The following is a 16241-nucleotide window of genomic DNA, read 5'->3' as shown; positions in this document are numbered from 1 at the left end:
GTGCAATCCTCCTGCGATTCGAGGATTGCAACCCGCAGTGATCGCGGTCAAGCATCCGGCGCGGTGGAGATGTGCTCGTGGAACAATGTTCACTCTCCCCGCAGAGTTTCATCTCCCCATAAGGGGAGATGAAATTCGTATGCGGTTCACGCCGCCGCCTTGTGCCGCGCCAGTTCCGCCTTGTAGAGCTCGAACTCCTCTGCGATCGCACGCGCGACCGACGGCCGTGCGCGCAGGCGCTCGTAGTAGGCCTTCACGGCGGGCCATTTCGCGAGCTGGACCGGCGGCGTCGCCATGGTCCAGTTGATCACGGTGACGAGATACGCGTCGGCGACCGTGAAATGATCGAGCAGATAGTCGCGATCCCGCAGGTGGTTGTCGAGATGATCGAGCCGCGACCGGTTCTTGTTCAGGACATGGGCCTTCATTTCCTCGGGCGCGGTCTTGTCGAGGATCGGAATGAACAGACCCTTGTGCAGCTCGGTGCCGATGAAGCACAGCCATTGATGCAGGCGGCTGCGGTCCATGCCGGGGCCGGTGCCGAGCTTCGCTTGCGGGAAGCGATCGGCGACATATTGCAGGATCGCGGCATTCTCGGTCAGCAGGTCGCCGTCATCGGTGCGGAGCGTCGGGACGAGGCCGAGCGGATTGACGGCGCGGAAATCGGAGCCGTCGTTGAGGACGATCTTGGTCTTGGGGTCGACCTCGAGATAGTTCGCCGCGGCGCCGGCTTCGTAGAGCGCGATGCGGGTGGCGAGCGAGCAGGCGAGCGGCGAGAAATACAGGTCCATGGACGTCTCCCTCGGGCTCCGGACCGGAGCGTTGATTGATTTTTATACTGTCCCGCATAATATAAGGTCGGTCAAGGAATTTAGTGCGAAATGGTACAAAAAAAGAACGGGCCGCCGCAGGGCGACCCGCCCCCCGATAAAGCGGTCGAGCCGAAGCGGCGCGGGAGGCCGCGGGCGTATGAGCCGGAGGTCGCGCTCGGCAAGGCGCTCGACCTGTTCCGGTCGACCGGTTTTGCGGCGACCTCGCTCGACGATCTCAGCGCCGCCACCGGCATGAACCGGCCGAGCCTCTATGGCGCGTTCGGCGACAAGCGCGAGCTCTACATCAAGAGCTATCAGCGCTATCGCGACAACGCGCGCGCCGTCATGGGCGACGTCTTCAGTAACGATTGGCCGGTGCGACGGCAGCTCGAGCAGATCTTCGCCACGGCGCTCGACATCTATCTCTCGGGCGAGGAGGGACCGCGCGGCTGCTTCACGGTGATGACGGCCGGCTCGGAGGCGGTCGCCGATCCCGACATCCGCGCCATGGTGCAGAACGCGCTCGCCGAGCTCGACAAGGCCTTCGCGCACTGCTTCCGCCGCGCCAAGGAGAAGGGCGAGCTGCCGGCCGACGCCGACCCCGCCGTGCTGGCGCGGCTGGCGTCGGCGACGATCCACTCGATCGCTGTCCGCGCGCGCGCGCGGGTGCCGCGGCAGGAGCTGGAGGCGATCGTCGCCGGCGCGATCGATATGATGGTTGGCAAGAGATAGCGGTTCAATATCCCCTGACGCGATCGACCAGGTTGCGCAGCGCCCCGCCGGCCTCGAAGGTCGCGATCTGCTCGGCGACGTAGCGCGAGATCGCGTCGGCGTCGGTGTCGGCCGCATTGTGCGGCGTCAGCACCACCTTCGGGTGGGTCCAGAACCGGCTCTCGGCCGGCAGCGGCTCCTGGCCGAACACATCGAGCGACACTGAACCGAGTGTATCGTCGTCGAGGCAGGCGAGGATGTCGGCCTCGTTCTGCAGGCCGCCGCGGCCGGCATTGATCAGGACGGGAGCGCCCAGCGGCGAGCTGCGCCGAAGCCTCGCGAACATCCTGCGATCCAGAATGCCGCGCGTATCCGGCGTCAGCGGCAGCAGCGACACCAAAATGTCGGTCCGCGCCAGGAACGCATCGAGCTGCGCCGCGCCGTGGAAGCACTCGATGCCGTCGGCCTGCTTTTCGCTGCGGCTCCAGCCGGCGACCTGGAAGCCGAGCCGCCTGAGCACCTCGGCCGCATCGATCCCGAGCGTGCCCAGTCCGAGAATGCCGACGCCGATCGCGGCCGCCGGCCACTGGTACTTCGGCGCCCACCGCTTCACGTGCTGCGACTCGCGCAGATACAGCTCCTGGCGATGATGCATCAGCACGTGCAGCACGACATATTCGGTCATCCGCGCGGTGAGATCATCGACCGCGACCCGGACGAGCGGCACGCTCGGCAGCGTCTTGTCGGCCATCAGCGCGTCGACGCCGGCGCCGAGATTGAAGATCACGCGCAGGTTCGGGAAGCCGGCGAGCTCGCCGGGCACCGGCTTCCAGACCGCCGCGTAATGCACGTCGGCCGGATCGAGGCCGGCATCCGGCAGCAGCACCACCGGGCGGTCGCCGCAGACGTCGTCGAAACGCGCCTTCCAGCGCTGCGGCGACCAGTTGTCGGTGCCGCCATGGATCAGGAGCGCCAGCGCGCCTTTGGTCATCGGAGGGTCCTCGAGCTTATGTGACGTGTTCCACATACCAGATCGTGCGGGCAGGCCAATCTCCAGCCATCAACACGGAGACATCGCCATGCGCAAATTGCTTCTCGCCACTGCTCTCGTCATCGCATCCGCCTCAGCCCAAGTCCCGGCTCAGGCCCAGACCATCGACGTCGGCTCGATCCTGTCGGCCAACGGCATTTCCATCGGCAAGGGCGGCGGTCAGCCGCAGGCCGGCAGTCAGCAGGGCGCCGCGCTCGGCATGGCGCAAGGTGCTGGTGGTCAAAGTGCCGCAGGGCAAGGTCAGGGCCAAGGTCAGGGTCAAGGCCAGTCGCAGCGCCAGGCCGGCCGGGCCAAGCAGCCGCGCGAGAGCGCACAGGAGACGCGGGCGCGCAACATCGCGGCCAAGTACGGCATCTCCTGGTAAGCCGGTCGTTCCGGCCTGCGGAACCGGCGAAAATTCTTCGCCGGTCTGTCGGCTCCGGGCATACTCCGCCGTCTTGAAGACGAATGGAGATGCCCTCCGATGTTGTATGCGCTGCTCTGCTATCATGACGAGGACGTCGTCTGCACCTGGAGCAAGGACCAGGACGCCGCCGTCATGGCCAAGCTTGCCGTTGTGCAGGAGAAGCTCGCCAAGCAGGGGCGGCTCGGGCCGGTGGCGCGGCTGCTGCCGACCACGGCCGCGACGACCTTCCGGAAGGAGGATCCGCCGCTCGTCATCGACGGTCCCTACGCCGAGACCAAGGAGCAATTGCTCGGCTTCTATCTCGTCGACTGCGCCAATCTCGACGAGGCGCTCGAGGTCGCGCGCGAGCTCGGCGAGGCCAATCCCGGCGGCTCCTACGAGATCCGTCCCGTCGGCACGTTCAGGCCGGGCGGAGCGCTGGCATGAGCGACGCGGCCTGGATCGATGCAGCCCTGACATCAGCACGTCCCCAGGCCGTCGGCGCGCTGCTGCGCTATTTCCGCGACCTCGACACGGCGGAGGAGGCGTTCCAGAACGCCTGCCTGCGCGCTCTGAAGAGCTGGCCGCAGAACGGGCCGCCGCGCGATCCCGCGGCCTGGCTGATCATGGTCGGACGTAACGCTGCCATCGACGATGTCCGCCGCGTCCGCCGCGAGCAGCCGCTGCCGGAGGACGAGGCGATCTCCGATCTCGACGATGCCGAGAGCGCGCTGGCCGACCGGCTCGACGGCTCGCATTATCGCGACGACATCCTCCGTCTGCTGTTCATCTGCTGCCACAAGGACCTGCCGGCGACCCAGCAGATCGCGCTGGCGCTGCGCGTGGTGTCCGGGCTGACGGTGAAGCAGATCGCCCGCGCCTTTCTGGTCGGCGAGACCGCGATGGAGCAGCGCATCACCCGGGCCAAGGCGCGCGTCGCCCAGGCGAACGTGCCGTTCGAGACGCCGGGCGCGGTGGAGCGCTCGGAGCGCCTGACCGCGGTCGCCGCCATGATCTACCTGATCTTCAACGAGGGCTATTCGGCCAGCGGCGAGACCGCTGCGCTGCGCCAGCCGCTGTCGGAGGAGGCCATCCGGCTGGCGCGGCTGCTGCTGCGCCTTTTTCCGAGCGAGCCGGAGATCATGGGGCTGACGGCGTTGCTGCTGCTGCAACACGCGCGCAGCGCCGCCCGCTTCGATGCGGAGGGGATGCCGATCCTTCTCGACGACCAGGATCGTTCGCTGTGGAACCAGCCGATGATCGCGGAAGGCGTAGCCCTGATCGACAAGGCGATGCGCCATCGCCGCAGCGGACCGTATTTGATCCAGGCCGCGATCGCGGCGCTGCATTCGCGCGCCGCGCGCCCGGAGGACACCGACTGGACCCAGATCGACCTGCTCTATGGCGCGCTGGAAGTGGTGCAGCCCTCGCCGGTGGTGACGCTCAATCGCGCCGTTGCGGTGTCCAAGGTCCGCGGCGCTGAGGCGGCGCTCGACCTGATCGCGCCGCTCGAAGGGCGGCTCGCCAACTATTTCTATTTCTTCGGTGTGCGCGGCGCGCTGCTGATGCAGCTCGGGCGCACCGACGAGGCACGGACCGCCTTCGACCGCGCCATCGCGCTGGCGCACAGCTCGGCGGAGGCCGCGCATATCCGCATGCAGCTCGACCGGCTGATGCGCGACGGTGCGACGGCTCGGGCTCGGGTCGGCCAGTGAAATTCTGCCGAGATTCGATCTAAAATTCTGTACCGGGCTGTCGGTGGCACGCTCCTTCATTCGTCCTTGGAGCAGCATCACGGGGGAGGAGCTGCAGATGACGACGATCACCTTGGAAGAACCGGTCTCGCGCGCCGAATTGTGGAGCGGGCGCATCCTGAGCGGGCTGGTGACGCTGTTCCTGCTGTTCGACGGCGCGATCAAGCTCGTTCCTCTGCCGGTCGTCACAGAAACGCTGGACCAGATGGGCTATGGTGCAAGCGACGCCATGGCGCGTGCCCTCGGCCTCATCACGCTTCTCTGCACCGTGCTCTATATCCTGCCGCCGACATCGTTCGTTGGCGCGATCCTGCTGACAGGCTATCTCGGCGGCGCCATCGCCTCGCATGTCCGGATCGGCAGTCCGCTGTTCAGCCACGTCCTGTTCGGCCTCTATCTCGGGCTGATGCTGTGGGGCGGCTTGTGGCTTCGCGACCGCCGGCTGCGCGGACTGCTGCCGCTCTCGCGCTGACGAATGATCTTTCAACCAAGGAGGATGACGATGATCTGTCCCTATCTGACGTTCAACGGCGATTGCGAACAGGCGTTGAAACACTACGGCGAGGTGCTCGGCGCCAAGGTCGACATGATGATGCGCTATGGCGAGGCGCCGCCGGAGATGCCGTCCGCGCCGGAGCACAAGGACAGGATCATGCATGTCCGCTTCTCGATCGGCGACGGCGTCCTGATGGCCTCGGATTCGCCGCCCGAATATTATCAAGGCAAGCCGCACGGAATCTCGGTCTCGCTCCAGATCGCAGACCCGGCCGAGGCCGAGCGCAAGTTCAACGCGCTGCTCGCAGGCGGTGCCGTCACCATGCCGTTCGGCAAGACCTTCTGGTCCAAGGGCTTCGGCATGGGCGTCGACCGCTTCGGCATTCCGTGGATGATCAATTCCCCGGCGGACGGCTACGCGGCGTGACGCCGCTAGCGGCACGAGGCGTACATCGCCTTGAGCTCGCGCCCGCGCAACAGCAGAAGCCGCGACGTCAGGCCGCCGCGGCGCTCGATCCAGCCGCGCACCGGCCTGGGATAGGTCTGCAGCACCAGCTTGGAAGCCTCGGGTTCCGCATAGACGCGGCCGCGCCGGTCGACCGAGCGTGCGGCGTGGAAGCCGAGCGTGGCCCGCCGCGTCACGCAGATGCGGTCCTCGGGCACCACGCTGAGCACCAGCGTGCAGGCCGACAGGCAGGGCCCGTCGATGATGACCCGCTCGCCGGAGGCGCGCACCTTCTCGAACAGATCGAGGAACGGACCCACCTCGCCGCCGGGCGAGGAGATGATGCGGACGTCGGCGCGCGCCAGCATCGTCGCGATCCCCCACAGGACGGCCGCGAGCAGCAGGGTCAGGATGATGCGCATCCGGCTCGGCATCGTTTCATGTGTTCCTGCGTTGGCCGCGCAAGGTCGGCAATCCGATTCCCGCGGCATCGAAGCCGCCATCGACGGCCAGGATCTGTCCGGTGATATAGCTGGAGCGTTCGGAGCTGAGAAACAAGATGGCCTCGGCGAGCTCGTCCTCAAGGCCGTAACGATTGAGCGGAATGGCGTCGTGATAGTCGGCGCGGATCTCCGGCGTGTGCACGTCCTTGGCCATCGCGGTCTCCACCGGGCCCGGCGCCACCGCGTTGACGCGGATGCCGGCGGACGCGAGCTCGACCGCGAGCTGCTTGGTCAGATGCGCCAGCGCCGCCTTGCTGGTGCCGTAGGCGGAGCGCAGCGTGGAGGCGCGGACGGCCGAAATCGAGGTGATGTTGACGATGGTGCCGCCGTGCTCGCGCATCAGTGGCACCGCGGCGCGCGTGCACAGAAACGGCCCGGTCAGGTTGACGTCGAGGATGCGTTGCCAGTCGGCTTCGCTGGTTTCCATGATCGGGGCGAAGCGCGCCACGCCGGCATTGTTGACCAGCGCATCGAGACGACCGAACCGGCCGGCAATGCGCGCCAACGCATCGGCGACCATCGCCGCGTCCGCGACGTCGCAATGCAGCGCGAGCGTTCGATCGGGGGATTTGAGTGCCGATGTGGCGTCGTCGAGCAGCGTCTTCTCGATGTCGAGAAGCGCCACGCGCCAGCCCTCATGCAGAAATCTCTTTGCTGTCGCCAGCCCGATGCCGCGTGCCGCCCCGGTGATCAGGGCGACCTTGTCAGTCAACGTCGTCGTCGATGTTTCCGTCACAGGGGTCGACTCCTCGGGCCGGCAGTCCGGCTCTTCTCGTCGTTGAGTCCTAACATGCGCTGCGCGGATCGGCTGTGAAGGCCGTCACATCTGTCAGTGTACGTTCAATCCAGCTCCACGCGACGCGTATAGCCAGCGAAGTTCGTGGGCGTTGTCAAACAGCCAGGGGTAGCAGCGGGCACATCGGTTCGCGTTCTCGCGGTGTCAAAGCATCCGAGTCGTGCTCGCCTTGGTCTCCCTCCCGATCGGAGGGAGCAGGGAAGACCGGGAGCTCGCCGCCCCATGGCTCCCGGCGGGAAAAATGCACGGGGCAGGAACCACAAGGTTCTGCTGAGACATCACGGCCTCCCTGCGCGATGGTCTGACGGCTTCTACGCGCTCTCCCCGGGACCGGCTGTCTTGCCCCCGTTTCCGCCACAATGCGTTCATGCATCGGACACGGCATCAGCATCGGGATGACAGGACCACACGATTTCGCCGTACGCGCCGCGTTGTTCGTCTGCGCGTCCTCATATGAGCATGATCTTGTCGGAAAGCTGTGGCGCAATGCGCGTCAACGGCCTCCGGTTCCGAATCATGCTCCACGCTGCAACATCGACGCGTCCACCGCATCCTGCTCCCCACGTTCGTGACGATCGCGAAACGTCCCTCTCGATCGGGAACAGGACGTGGCCAAAAGAGCATGAATTCTGGAAAGGCGAAATAGAACTATCTTTACGGGTAGGACTGGACAAGGGTGATCGACTTGAAAGTCTTCACGAAAAGAGCCCCGTGGCACGGGCGGTGTCGCGGCCGCGCCGCAGCCTGCCAAGGCGCATTCCCCCGTGGAATTGGACAGTCCCGCCGTCGGCTGATTTGCCCGTCGTCGGGTCGCTCTCGGACGTGTCCGGGACGAATCTGAACCGGTAGCGTAGAGTTTTAGAGTCTCGGTAGAATCGACATGGGCGATCTATTCATCAGCCGGCGAATCACTCTCGTCAGAACCACGGAGCTGCACGCTTCGTCGCACGGGTCGAATGGTCTGAGGCGCGGGTGCGGCGCGTTGCTGTTGTCGTGCATTGTCCTCGGGCTCGCGGCGTCCGGCGCCGCCGGAGCGGATGGCAGCGTTGCTGCGAAACCGGCAGAGACCGAGCAGGCCGCGCACGATGTCGCGCCGCCGCAGCAGCCGCAGACCGCGGAGCCCGAGACGGTGGGGCGGCCGTCGGACGTGCAGACGCCGGCTCCGAAGGTGGTCGTGCCATCGACCGAGCCTGCGAAGCCGGTCGCGGCCGAGCGCAAGGGCGACGCCAAGACCACGAAGAATCTGTCGGTGCCTCAGCGCGCGCTGCCGGCCGACGTCGCGCAGATGATCGGCCGCAAGATCTGGCTCAACGAGGCCGGGGGACGGCGCGACGCGATCACGTCGTGGAATGCGGGTGAAGAATTCGCCTCGCTGGGAATCGGGCATTTCATCTGGTACCCGGCCACCGCGAAGCCGCCGTATGAGGAGGGCTTTCCGGGGCTGATCGCATTTCTGCGCAAGGGCAAGACGCCGTTGCCTGCATGGCTCGACAAGACGCCGACTCCGGCATGCCCCTGGACCAGCCGGGCCGACTTCAAGCGGAATTTCAACTCGCCGCAAATGCGGCAATTGCGGCAGTTCCTGCTCGACACGATTGCGGAGCAGACGCAGTTCCTGGTGGCGCGTGCGCAAGGCGCAATGGACAAGATCCTCGCCAACACGCCCGACAGCGCCGAACGCGAGCACATCGTCGCGCAGTATTCGCGAGTCGTCCGCGCCTCGAACGATCTCTATCCGCTGATCGACTACATCAACTTCAAGGGCGAGGGCACCAACCCATCCGAGACCGCCGTGGACAAGGAGACGGGCCAGCGCCAGGGCTGGGGTCTCAAGCAGGTGCTGCTCAAGATGAACGGAACCACGACCGAGTCCAAGGCCGTGCTCGCCGAATATTCCGACGCGGTGCAGGTCGTGCTGCAGCAGCGGGTGCGCAATCTACCCTCGAACCGCGTGTGGGAGGCGGGCTGGCTGCGTCGCGCCGAGACCTATCGCCGTCCGATCGCGCAACTCGAGCAGACCCCCGAGCGCGCGCCGCGCAGGTCGTTGCGTTACAGGGCCGACAACACGCGGTTCTGATGGGAGCATCGTTCCGGACGATCGAGGGGCGTGCGATCCGCGCGTCCCATGCGCGTGTCCGGCAAGTGAGCGTCTGATCACGACTTGCCCGAAGCGGCCTTCTTGTCGGCAACCACCTTCTCGTAAGCCGCCCTCAGCCGCTGACCGACGCTTGGCCCGGCCTTCCTGCGCCGTTTCGTGCCGAGATGAATCTCGCGCAGCTCATCCATGAACTCGGCCCACATCTTCGGCCCGCCTTCCATCAGCAGCCTGGCGCGGATGCCGAGCTCCTCTGAAACCGGCAGATATTTGTAACCCCAGCCCGCCATCTGCGCGAGGATTGGCAGCAGCTCGATGCCCTGCTCGGTCAGGGAATAGATGCCTTTCTGCTTGTGGCTCGGATCGTCCTCGCGGCTGATGATGCCGGCGGCGAGCAGCGTCTTCAGCCGGTCGGCGAGAATGTTCGAGGAGATGCCTTCCTCCGAGCCGCCGAGCAGCTCGCGATAATGCCGGCGATTTCCGAACATCATGTCACGGATGATCAAGAGGCTCCATTTGTCGCCCACCACTTCGAGCGAAAGGTTGATCGGGCAGCCGGAACGCTGAAGGTCGGACATCGACGTCTCATTGGGAGGGATCGCATATAAACCGCTTGCAATATTGCACCGGTCTGGGCATTCTCCAACTGCTTGCAAAATGAAAGCAGTCAGGGAGGAGCGTCGATGGCGAGACTGGTGATGTGGAACATGATGACGCTGGACGGCATGGTTGCGGGCCCGAACGGCGACATCTCCTGGCACGAGGATGTGTGGGGCCCGGAGCTAGAGCAGATCTCCGAGACGCAGCTGCAGGAGGCGGGCGGATTGCTGTTCGGTCGGGCGACCTACGATCTGATGGCCGGCTATTGGCCGACGGAGAAGGGCGTGACCGCCGACTTCATGAACAGCATCCCCAAATATGTTGCCTCCCGCACGCTGTCTCGCCTGCCATGGTCGAACGCGCATCTGCTGGGTCCGCAGCTCGCGGCTGAGGTCGACAAGCTCAAGCAGGAGAATGCCAAGGACCTGTTCCTGTTCGGCAGCGCGGACCTCGCCTCGACGCTTGTGGCGTCCGACCTGATCGATGAGTTTCGAATCGCGATCAATCCGCGCGTGCTCGGTGCCGGACGCCCGCTGTTCAAGCCGGGTCAGGCCTTGAAGCTCCGCCTGATCGACAGCCGGGCGCTGTCCAACGGCGTCGTCATCGCGCGCTACGCCCCCGTTCGGGACGTGTGAGCCCTAACTTGCGCCGCGTTCCGTGTCCCGGGCGAGCGCAGGTCTTTCAACTCACGCACCCGCCCGTCCAGCCCCTCACCTCAGCCCCCTCGAACAACGGGGCGCGGGAGCGCGCCGTCCTGCGGCCGCGCGTTCGGGACCAAACAACTTGTTCTCACCCCAACCTATCCAGGAGCTTAAGATGTCCCTGACCCTTTACTATCATCCGCTGTCGTCGTTCTGCTGGAAGGTGCTGATCGCGCTGTATGAGAACGACGTTTCGTTCACGCCGAAGCTGATCAATCTCGGTGACGCGGATGAGCGCGCGGCGTTCTTGAAGCTGTGGCCGGTCGGCAAATTTCCCGTGCTGCGCGACGAGCAGCGCACGATTCCGGAATCGAGCATCATCATCGAATATCTCGACCAGCACTATGCGGGCGGGACGCGCTTCATTCCCGATGATCCCGATCTCGCCTTGCGGACACGTCTGCGCGATCGCTTTCTCGACCTTTATCTGCACATGCCGACGCAGACCGTCGTGTTCGACCGGCTGCGGCCGGCCGATGCCCGCGATCCGCTCGGCGTCGCCGACGCGCGAAGCCGGCTGCGCACGTCCTACGCGATGCTCGAGGCCGAGCTGCCGCCGCGTGGCTGGGCGATGGGCGACCCGTTCACCCTGGCGGATTGCGCGGCCCTGCCGGCGCTGTTCTACGCCGACAGAGTCGAGCCGCTGGGTGACGGGCTGCCTGGGGTCACAGCCTATCTCGACCGGCTCAAGGCGCGGCCATCCGTGGCGCGGGTGCTCGCAGAGGCCCAGCCTTATTTCCACATGTTCCCGCAAGAGGCGGGCTGAACCGGGAACCCGGTCAAAATAATCGCGAGGGCGTGTCGGCGGCGCCGGGACCGGATCGTCTTACTGATGCGGGCAGGGCAGTCCTGCCGCACAGCATCAGGAGAGAAGCCATGCGGTTCATGGTGATCGTGAAGGCGACCCGGGACACGGAAGCCGGAATCCTGCCGACCACCGAGGAGTTCGCGGCGATGGGCCGATTCAATGAGGAATTGGTCAAGGCCGGCATGATGGAGGCGGGCGAGGGCCTGCATCCGACCGCGAAGGGCGCGCGGATCGACTTCTCGAACGGGACGCCGAGCGTCGCGCGCGGTCCATTCGACCTCTCCGGCGATCTCGCCGCCGGTTTCTGGATGATCAAGGCCGGCTCGCTCGACCAGGTGATCGCGCACATGACGCGCGCGCCGTTCCCGAGCGGCCAGATCGAGATCCGGCAGGTCTATGCACCGGAGGATTTCGGCGAGACGTTCACATCCGAATTGCGCGAGCGGGTCGAACGGCTGCGTGCGCAGGTCGCCAAGGGCTGAACCGCGAGCCTGATCAGGAGAGGAGAGGCGCAATGCGATTCATGATGCTGATGATCCCGCTCGGCTATGAGAGCGCGCCGCCCGACGTGCAGCTCGATCCCGAGCGGGTCGCGGCGATGATGCGCTACAACGAGGCGCTGAAGGAGGCCGGCGTGCTGATCACGCTGGAGGGCCTGCATCCGCCGTCGATGGGGGCGCGGGTCTCGTTCGCGGGCGGCAAGCCCGTGGTGACGGACGGCCCGTTCGCGGAGGCCAAGGAGGTGCTCGGCGGCTATTGGATGATCGAGGTCGCGTCGCGCGACGAGGCGATCGCCTGGGCCAGGCAGTGCCCGGCCGCGGACAACGAGATCATCGAGATTCGCCAGGTCCAGGAGATGGCGGACTTTTCCGAGGAGGTGCAGCAGGCCGCGGCCGGCTTCGCCGAGCTGCCGCATGCCGGCCGTGTCTGATCGATCCGTTTCACAGCAGGAGAGGGAAGTGCAATGAGCGACAACAGCAACACCTATCTCGCCGTCTTTCTCGGCAGCAAGACCAGTCCGGCCTCGAAAGCCTGGGAGGCGCTGTCCGAGACGGAGCGCAATGCCAGGGGACAGCAGGGCATGGCGGCCTGGCATGCCTGGGTCGACCAGCACAAGGACGCGATCCTCGCGATGGGCGGGCCGCTCGGCAAGACCAAGCGGGTCGACAAGGGCGGCGTCAACGACATCGCCAACGAAATGGGCGCGTTCACCGTGGTCCGCGCCGCGTCGCATGAGGATGCGGCGAAGATGTTCGTGAACCATCCGCATTTTGCGATCTTCCCGGGCGAGCGGGTCGAGATCATGCCGGTGCTGCCGATCCCGGGCGGCGGATAGTTGTCGGGCGCGAGGAGGCGCGGCTTTTGCCGCGCGCTCCTGTGGTCGACGCGCAGTACTAGGCGAGCCGGCATCCGCCTCGGTGCCGGTCCTGCTCCTGCTCGCACGTTCTCAAGCGGGAAAATGCTCGACATGCGTCTCGGCGGTGCGGCCGAAATAGACCACGCGGCGGCCGGCAAACGACACCAGGTAGCCGGCGCAGCCGGCGGCTTTCGCCTTCTCGCAGAAGGCCACGTAGTTGTAGTCGGCGGGATTTGCCTGCGCCCATCGCACCAGATGCGCGATCTCCCGGGCATCGAAGGCGGGCGCGACGCGTCCGGCTGACGGCTGCATCGCGAGCGTCGCATGGTCGCCGTCGGGCAAATAGCAGGTCTGGGTGTTGCAGCGATAGTCGACGGTGTAGCTCTCGAATCCGGCAGCCATCAGCCGGCCGACGATTTCCGGAAAGCTCAGGCTGCCATCGTGGGCAGCATCGAGGCATGTCTTGGCAATGGAAATCCGGTCCGTGTCCATATCGGCGTCCTTCGATGAATTGAGTGCGTTCAGTCCAACGGGATCGTCTTGAGGCCGCGTCTTTCGGCGAGCGCCTTCAGCAGGCGGTTGAGCGTGTGGTGCTCGCTTTTGCTGAGCACGCCGAAATAGGCTGCGTCGTTCGCATCGGCCAGCGCGGCAAGCACGGGCACCTTGAACCGTCCCTCGGCCGTCAAAGCGAGGCGGTGCCGGCGCTTGTCTTCCGGGTTCTCCGTTCGCGCGATCAGGCCTTTGCCCAGAAGCCGATCCGCAAGCTTGCTGACGGCCCCCCGGGTCAGGCCCATCCGCTGCGCCAGGACGGAGGGGGGCATCGGGCCTTGGTCGTAGAGCGCCCGCATGAACGACCATTCCGCAACCGTGACCCCCTCGGCCGCGACCTTCCGCGCGAATTCCTGCGACACCGCGTTCGACACCATCCGCATCCAGAAGCCGGTATGGTCAGTCAGGTCCGAGACAGGGGTCATGCGATCACCATGTGGTTGACAAGGAAACTAGATGGATTTGGTTTCCTAGTCAACTAAACTCGCGCGGGCGCGCTGCCGGGACGCCGGGACGCCGGGGCGGCTGCGGGACTGCGGACAGCCGCAGGCGCCTGAGCAAGTTCATCGACGCCGGGACGGTGGACCGCCGTCACTCTCGGCGGTGGTTGGTGACCGTTGGCACGTTGGAAAAGTCTCTGGCTTGTTTTCACCCGGCTCATGTAAAAGCCCTTTACATGAGCTGGCGCAAGGAAGAGCGCCGCGCCGAGCGCGGCTATCATCACGGTAACCTCAAGGAGGCGCTGCTGCAGGCGGCGCTCGACCTGATCGCGCAGAAGGGGGCTGCCGGCTTCACCTTTGCCGATGCGGCCCGCATGGCCGGCGTCAGCCCGGCCGCGCCGTACCGGCATTTCCGCGACCGCGACGAGTTGCTGTCGAGCATCGCCCAGCGCGGCTTCGAGCAGTTCGAATCCCAGCTCTCTGCGGCGTGGGACGATGGCCGCCCCGATACCGTTACGGCGTTCGAGCGCGTCGGCAAGGCCTATCTCGCTTTCGCCCGCGCGGAGCCAGCGTTCTATTCGGCGATGTTCGAATCCGGTGTGCCGGCCGACTCCACGGCGGGCCTGCTGGCGGCCGGCGAGCGGGCGTTCGGCGTGATCCGCGCCGCGGCCGAGCGGCTGGCGGCGCTGGCGCCGCCTGGCGTGCCGCGGCCACCGGCGATGATGATGGCGCTGCACATCTGGTCGATGGCGCACGGCATCGCCTCGCTGTTCGCCCGTGGCGACGCCGCCCGGCGCAAGCTGCCGATGTCGCCCGAGGAGCTGCTGGAAGCCGAGGTGCTGATCTATCTGCGTGGGCTCGGCTTCCCCACCGATCGCCGGCCTGCCGGGTCCTCCGCCGCCGAGCCGCCGCCGCTGCCGGACGACGACAAGCCGGCCGGGCCCTGGGGCCGCCCGAAATAAGGTTCAAAGACGAGCGAGAAATAATTCGGGCGGCGCGTCAGGCGGTCGCCTTGACAAAATCCCGGGTTGGTCTAGCTATGTAAATGTTATTTACATTCACACGGCATGGCGCCGCGAATGGAGAGGGAGATGGCCTACACCGCAGATGTCAATCGTTGGCGCGGTTCGGAGGAGGAGCAGAGGTACCGGCCCCACATGATGGAGTCGCCCTGGCATCCCGGCTGGATCGCCGTGACCGTGCTCGGCTTCATCATCTGGTGGCCGATCGGACTTGCCCTTCTCTTTTTCACACTCGGGAGCAGAAAGATGGCGTGCTGGAACGGCGGTGATCGCTGGTCGAACAAGATGGAGCGGATGCAGTGGAAGATGGACCGCATGCGCGACAAGATGGAGCGCCGCGGCTTCGGCTTCGGGTTCTCGGCGCCGTCGTCGAGCGGCAACCGCGCCTTCGATGAATACCGCATGGAGACCCTGCGCCGGCTCGAGGAGGAGCAGCAGGAGTTCCGCGACTTCCTGACCCGGTTGCGCCACGCCAAGGACAAGGAAGAGTTCGACGCGTTCATGGCCCAGCACAAGCCGCGTCCGGCGACCCCGCCGAACGACCAGCCCTCGAGCTGATCGCCCCTCACCCTGACGCCGCAGGGCTTTCAGCCCCCGCCCTGACGGCACAAGACGCCCGCCTGCGGTTCCCCGCCGGCGGGCGTTTTGCGTTTCCCGTTACCGTCCGGCTGCGGCGGCTGGCCGCTGCCGACGCCGGCCAAAATGGTCAAGCGGCTGATCACAAAGGCTCTATCTGGCTGGTCCGGCTGGACCTTTGACCTCCGCAATACTCCGCGGTAACCCCGCCTTAACCCCGGACGGGGTTTGGTTAAGGGGCGCTTACGCGCGCCAAGAGCCCTTGTTTTGACACGTTGGCAGAGGAAGCAGGCCGCTTATGGCTTCGGCGGGCCTCTTAAAGCGATCAGTTCAGGGTTTTCTCGCGCAGGCGCTTTCCGCCGCGACGGCATCCGGCATGGAACGGCGGCTGCATGGTCCCGGGCGTCCCGGGATGATTGGTTGAGAGGATACTTGCAGATGTCTGTCGATAGCGGCGGCCTGTCCCTGATCGATCTGTTCGGCAATGCCGGCTGGGTGGTCCGGATCATCATGCTCGGCCTGATCTCCTGCTCGATCTGGGTCTGGGCGATCGCGATCGACAAGATGTTCCTGTTTTCACGCACCCGCCGCTCGATGGACCGGTTCGAGCAGGCCTTCTGGTCCGGGGAATCGATCGAGGAGCTGTACCGGGTGCTGTCGGCGAAGCCGACGCAATCCATGGCGGCGTGCTTCGTGGCGGCGATGCGGGAGTGGAAGCGCTCGTTCGAGGGCCATGCGCGCTCCTTCGCCGGCCTGCAGATGCGCATCGAGAAGGTGATGAACGTCTCGATCGCGCGCGAGGTCGAGCGGCTGGAACGCCGTCTCCTGGTGCTCGCCACGGTCGGCTCCGCCGGCCCGTTCGTCGGCCTGTTCGGTACGGTCTGGGGCATCATGACCAGCTTCCAGGCGATCGCGGCCTCCAAGAACACCTCGCTGGCGGTGGTCGCCCCGGGCATCGCGGAGGCGCTGTTCGCCACCGCCATCGGCCTGATCGCGGCCATCCCGGCGACGATTTTCTACAACAAGTTCTCTTCGGAGGTGAACCGGCAGGCGCAGCGGCTGGAAGGCTTCGCAGATGAATTTTCCGCCATCTTGTCCCGTCAGATCGACGAGCGGGGATGAGGGCAGGTATAGTGGCATC

The 16241-nt window shown here is 65.9% G+C and carries 22 protein-coding genes; 15 read left to right on the top strand and 7 right to left on the bottom strand.

The features are described from left to right. Window positions 1–146: 146 nt before the first annotated feature. Window positions 147–791: a glutathione binding-like protein gene (locus tag QX128_RS06810; RefSeq protein ID WP_316237001.1), complete on the bottom strand. Its 645-nt coding sequence runs from the start codon at window positions 789–791 to the stop codon at window positions 147–149. 90 nt (window positions 792–881) lie between these two features. Here QX128_RS06810 and QX128_RS06805 point away from each other — a divergent pair, with 90 nt between their 5' ends. After that, entirely contained in the window at window positions 882–1544 is a 663-nt protein-coding gene (locus tag QX128_RS06805) for a TetR/AcrR family transcriptional regulator (protein ID WP_316237000.1), read from the top strand. A 4-nt stretch (window positions 1545–1548) separates the two neighbouring features. Here QX128_RS06805 and QX128_RS06800 read toward each other — a convergent pair whose 3' ends face one another. Then, complete coding sequence (locus QX128_RS06800; RefSeq protein ID WP_316236999.1) at window positions 1549–2514, bottom strand: glyoxylate/hydroxypyruvate reductase A; 966 nt, start codon at window positions 2512–2514, stop codon at window positions 1549–1551. An 88-nt stretch (window positions 2515–2602) separates the two neighbouring features. Between QX128_RS06800 and QX128_RS06795 the strand changes: the two genes are divergently transcribed. From QX128_RS06795 to QX128_RS06775, 5 genes are all read left to right on the top strand, one after another. Next, a complete protein-coding gene (locus QX128_RS06795) occupies window positions 2603–2938 on the top strand; it encodes a hypothetical protein (protein WP_316236998.1) in 336 nt (111 codons plus the stop codon). Between the two features lie 99 nt (window positions 2939–3037). Further along, window positions 3038–3406 (top strand): YciI family protein, encoded by a 369-nt coding sequence (locus QX128_RS06790; protein WP_315802570.1) that lies wholly within the window; start codon window positions 3038–3040, stop codon window positions 3404–3406. Next, the gene (locus tag QX128_RS06785; RefSeq protein ID WP_315802571.1) at window positions 3403–4674 is read left to right on the top strand and encodes an RNA polymerase sigma factor; all 1272 of its coding nucleotides are present in this window, start codon (window positions 3403–3405) and stop codon (window positions 4672–4674) included. The genes QX128_RS06790 and QX128_RS06785 overlap by 4 nt, the downstream gene beginning before the upstream one ends. A gap of 97 nt (window positions 4675–4771) precedes the next feature. After that, window positions 4772–5185, top strand: a complete 414-nt coding sequence (locus tag QX128_RS06780) for a DoxX family protein (protein ID WP_315802572.1) — start codon at window positions 4772–4774, stop codon at window positions 5183–5185. Window positions 5186–5215: 30 nt separating this feature from the next. Continuing rightward, window positions 5216–5635, top strand: a complete 420-nt coding sequence (locus QX128_RS06775; RefSeq protein ID WP_315802573.1) for a VOC family protein — start codon at window positions 5216–5218, stop codon at window positions 5633–5635. A gap of 5 nt (window positions 5636–5640) precedes the next feature. Here the strand turns inward: QX128_RS06775 and QX128_RS06770 are convergent, their stop codons facing one another. Further along, on the bottom strand, window positions 5641–6087 hold the full coding sequence (locus QX128_RS06770) for a hypothetical protein (RefSeq protein WP_315802574.1): 447 nt from the start codon (window positions 6085–6087) through the stop codon (window positions 5641–5643). Window positions 6088–6091: 4 nt separating this feature from the next. After that, a complete protein-coding gene (locus QX128_RS06765) occupies window positions 6092–6892 on the bottom strand; it encodes an SDR family oxidoreductase (RefSeq protein ID WP_315717595.1) in 801 nt (266 codons plus the stop codon). Window positions 6893–7832: 940 nt separating this feature from the next. Here QX128_RS06765 and QX128_RS06760 point away from each other — a divergent pair. Next, window positions 7833–9029, top strand: a complete 1197-nt coding sequence (locus QX128_RS06760) for a hypothetical protein (protein WP_316236997.1) — start codon at window positions 7833–7835, stop codon at window positions 9027–9029. 77 nt (window positions 9030–9106) lie between these two features. Here the strand turns inward: QX128_RS06760 and QX128_RS06755 are convergent, their stop codons facing one another. After that, window positions 9107–9625: a helix-turn-helix domain-containing protein gene (locus QX128_RS06755; protein WP_315802576.1), complete on the bottom strand. Its 519-nt coding sequence runs from the start codon at window positions 9623–9625 to the stop codon at window positions 9107–9109. Between the two features lie 105 nt (window positions 9626–9730). On the opposite strand from QX128_RS06755, the gene QX128_RS06750 reads away from it, so the two are divergent. From QX128_RS06750 to QX128_RS06730, 5 genes are all read left to right on the top strand, one after another. Beyond that, a complete protein-coding gene (locus tag QX128_RS06750) occupies window positions 9731–10282 on the top strand; it encodes a dihydrofolate reductase family protein (protein ID WP_316236996.1) in 552 nt (183 codons plus the stop codon). A 181-nt stretch (window positions 10283–10463) separates the two neighbouring features. Beyond that, window positions 10464–11114 carry a glutathione S-transferase family protein gene (locus QX128_RS06745; RefSeq protein WP_315802578.1) on the top strand — a complete coding sequence of 217 codons (651 nt, stop codon included), beginning with the start codon at window positions 10464–10466 and terminating at the stop codon, window positions 11112–11114. Window positions 11115–11224: 110 nt separating this feature from the next. Next, window positions 11225–11638: a YciI family protein gene (locus QX128_RS06740; protein WP_315802579.1), complete on the top strand. Its 414-nt coding sequence runs from the start codon at window positions 11225–11227 to the stop codon at window positions 11636–11638. A 32-nt stretch (window positions 11639–11670) separates the two neighbouring features. Next, a complete protein-coding gene (locus QX128_RS06735; protein ID WP_316236995.1) occupies window positions 11671–12087 on the top strand; it encodes a YciI family protein in 417 nt (138 codons plus the stop codon). A gap of 33 nt (window positions 12088–12120) precedes the next feature. Then, the gene (locus tag QX128_RS06730; protein ID WP_316236994.1) at window positions 12121–12492 is read left to right on the top strand and encodes a hypothetical protein; all 372 of its coding nucleotides are present in this window, start codon (window positions 12121–12123) and stop codon (window positions 12490–12492) included. 111 nt (window positions 12493–12603) lie between these two features. Here QX128_RS06730 and QX128_RS06725 read toward each other — a convergent pair whose 3' ends face one another. Beyond that, a complete protein-coding gene (locus QX128_RS06725; RefSeq protein WP_315802582.1) occupies window positions 12604–13005 on the bottom strand; it encodes a DUF1398 domain-containing protein in 402 nt (133 codons plus the stop codon). 29 nt (window positions 13006–13034) lie between these two features. Continuing rightward, a complete protein-coding gene (locus tag QX128_RS06720) occupies window positions 13035–13487 on the bottom strand; it encodes a MarR family transcriptional regulator (protein ID WP_316236993.1) in 453 nt (150 codons plus the stop codon). A 251-nt stretch (window positions 13488–13738) separates the two neighbouring features. Here QX128_RS06720 and QX128_RS06715 point away from each other — a divergent pair, with 251 nt between their 5' ends. The 3 genes from QX128_RS06715 to tolQ all read left to right on the top strand — a co-directional run bounded on the left by QX128_RS06715 (window position 13739) and on the right by tolQ (window position 16222). Next, window positions 13739–14464, top strand: coding sequence for a TetR/AcrR family transcriptional regulator (locus tag QX128_RS06715; RefSeq protein ID WP_316179792.1), 726 nt, complete (start codon window positions 13739–13741; stop codon window positions 14462–14464). A 129-nt stretch (window positions 14465–14593) separates the two neighbouring features. Then, window positions 14594–15082, top strand: coding sequence for a DUF2852 domain-containing protein (locus QX128_RS06710; RefSeq protein ID WP_315802585.1), 489 nt, complete (start codon window positions 14594–14596; stop codon window positions 15080–15082). Window positions 15083–15538: 456 nt separating this feature from the next. After that, window positions 15539–16222, top strand: coding sequence for a protein TolQ (gene tolQ, locus QX128_RS06705; protein WP_315717584.1), 684 nt, complete (start codon window positions 15539–15541; stop codon window positions 16220–16222). The last annotated feature ends 19 nt before the right edge of the window (window positions 16223–16241 follow it).

This window comes from Bradyrhizobium sp. SZCCHNR1015, assembly GCF_032489875.1.
In the GTDB taxonomy this organism is placed as follows: Bacteria; Pseudomonadota; Alphaproteobacteria; order Rhizobiales; family Xanthobacteraceae; genus Bradyrhizobium.
This window is presented reverse-complemented; position numbering and strand designations above follow the sequence as displayed.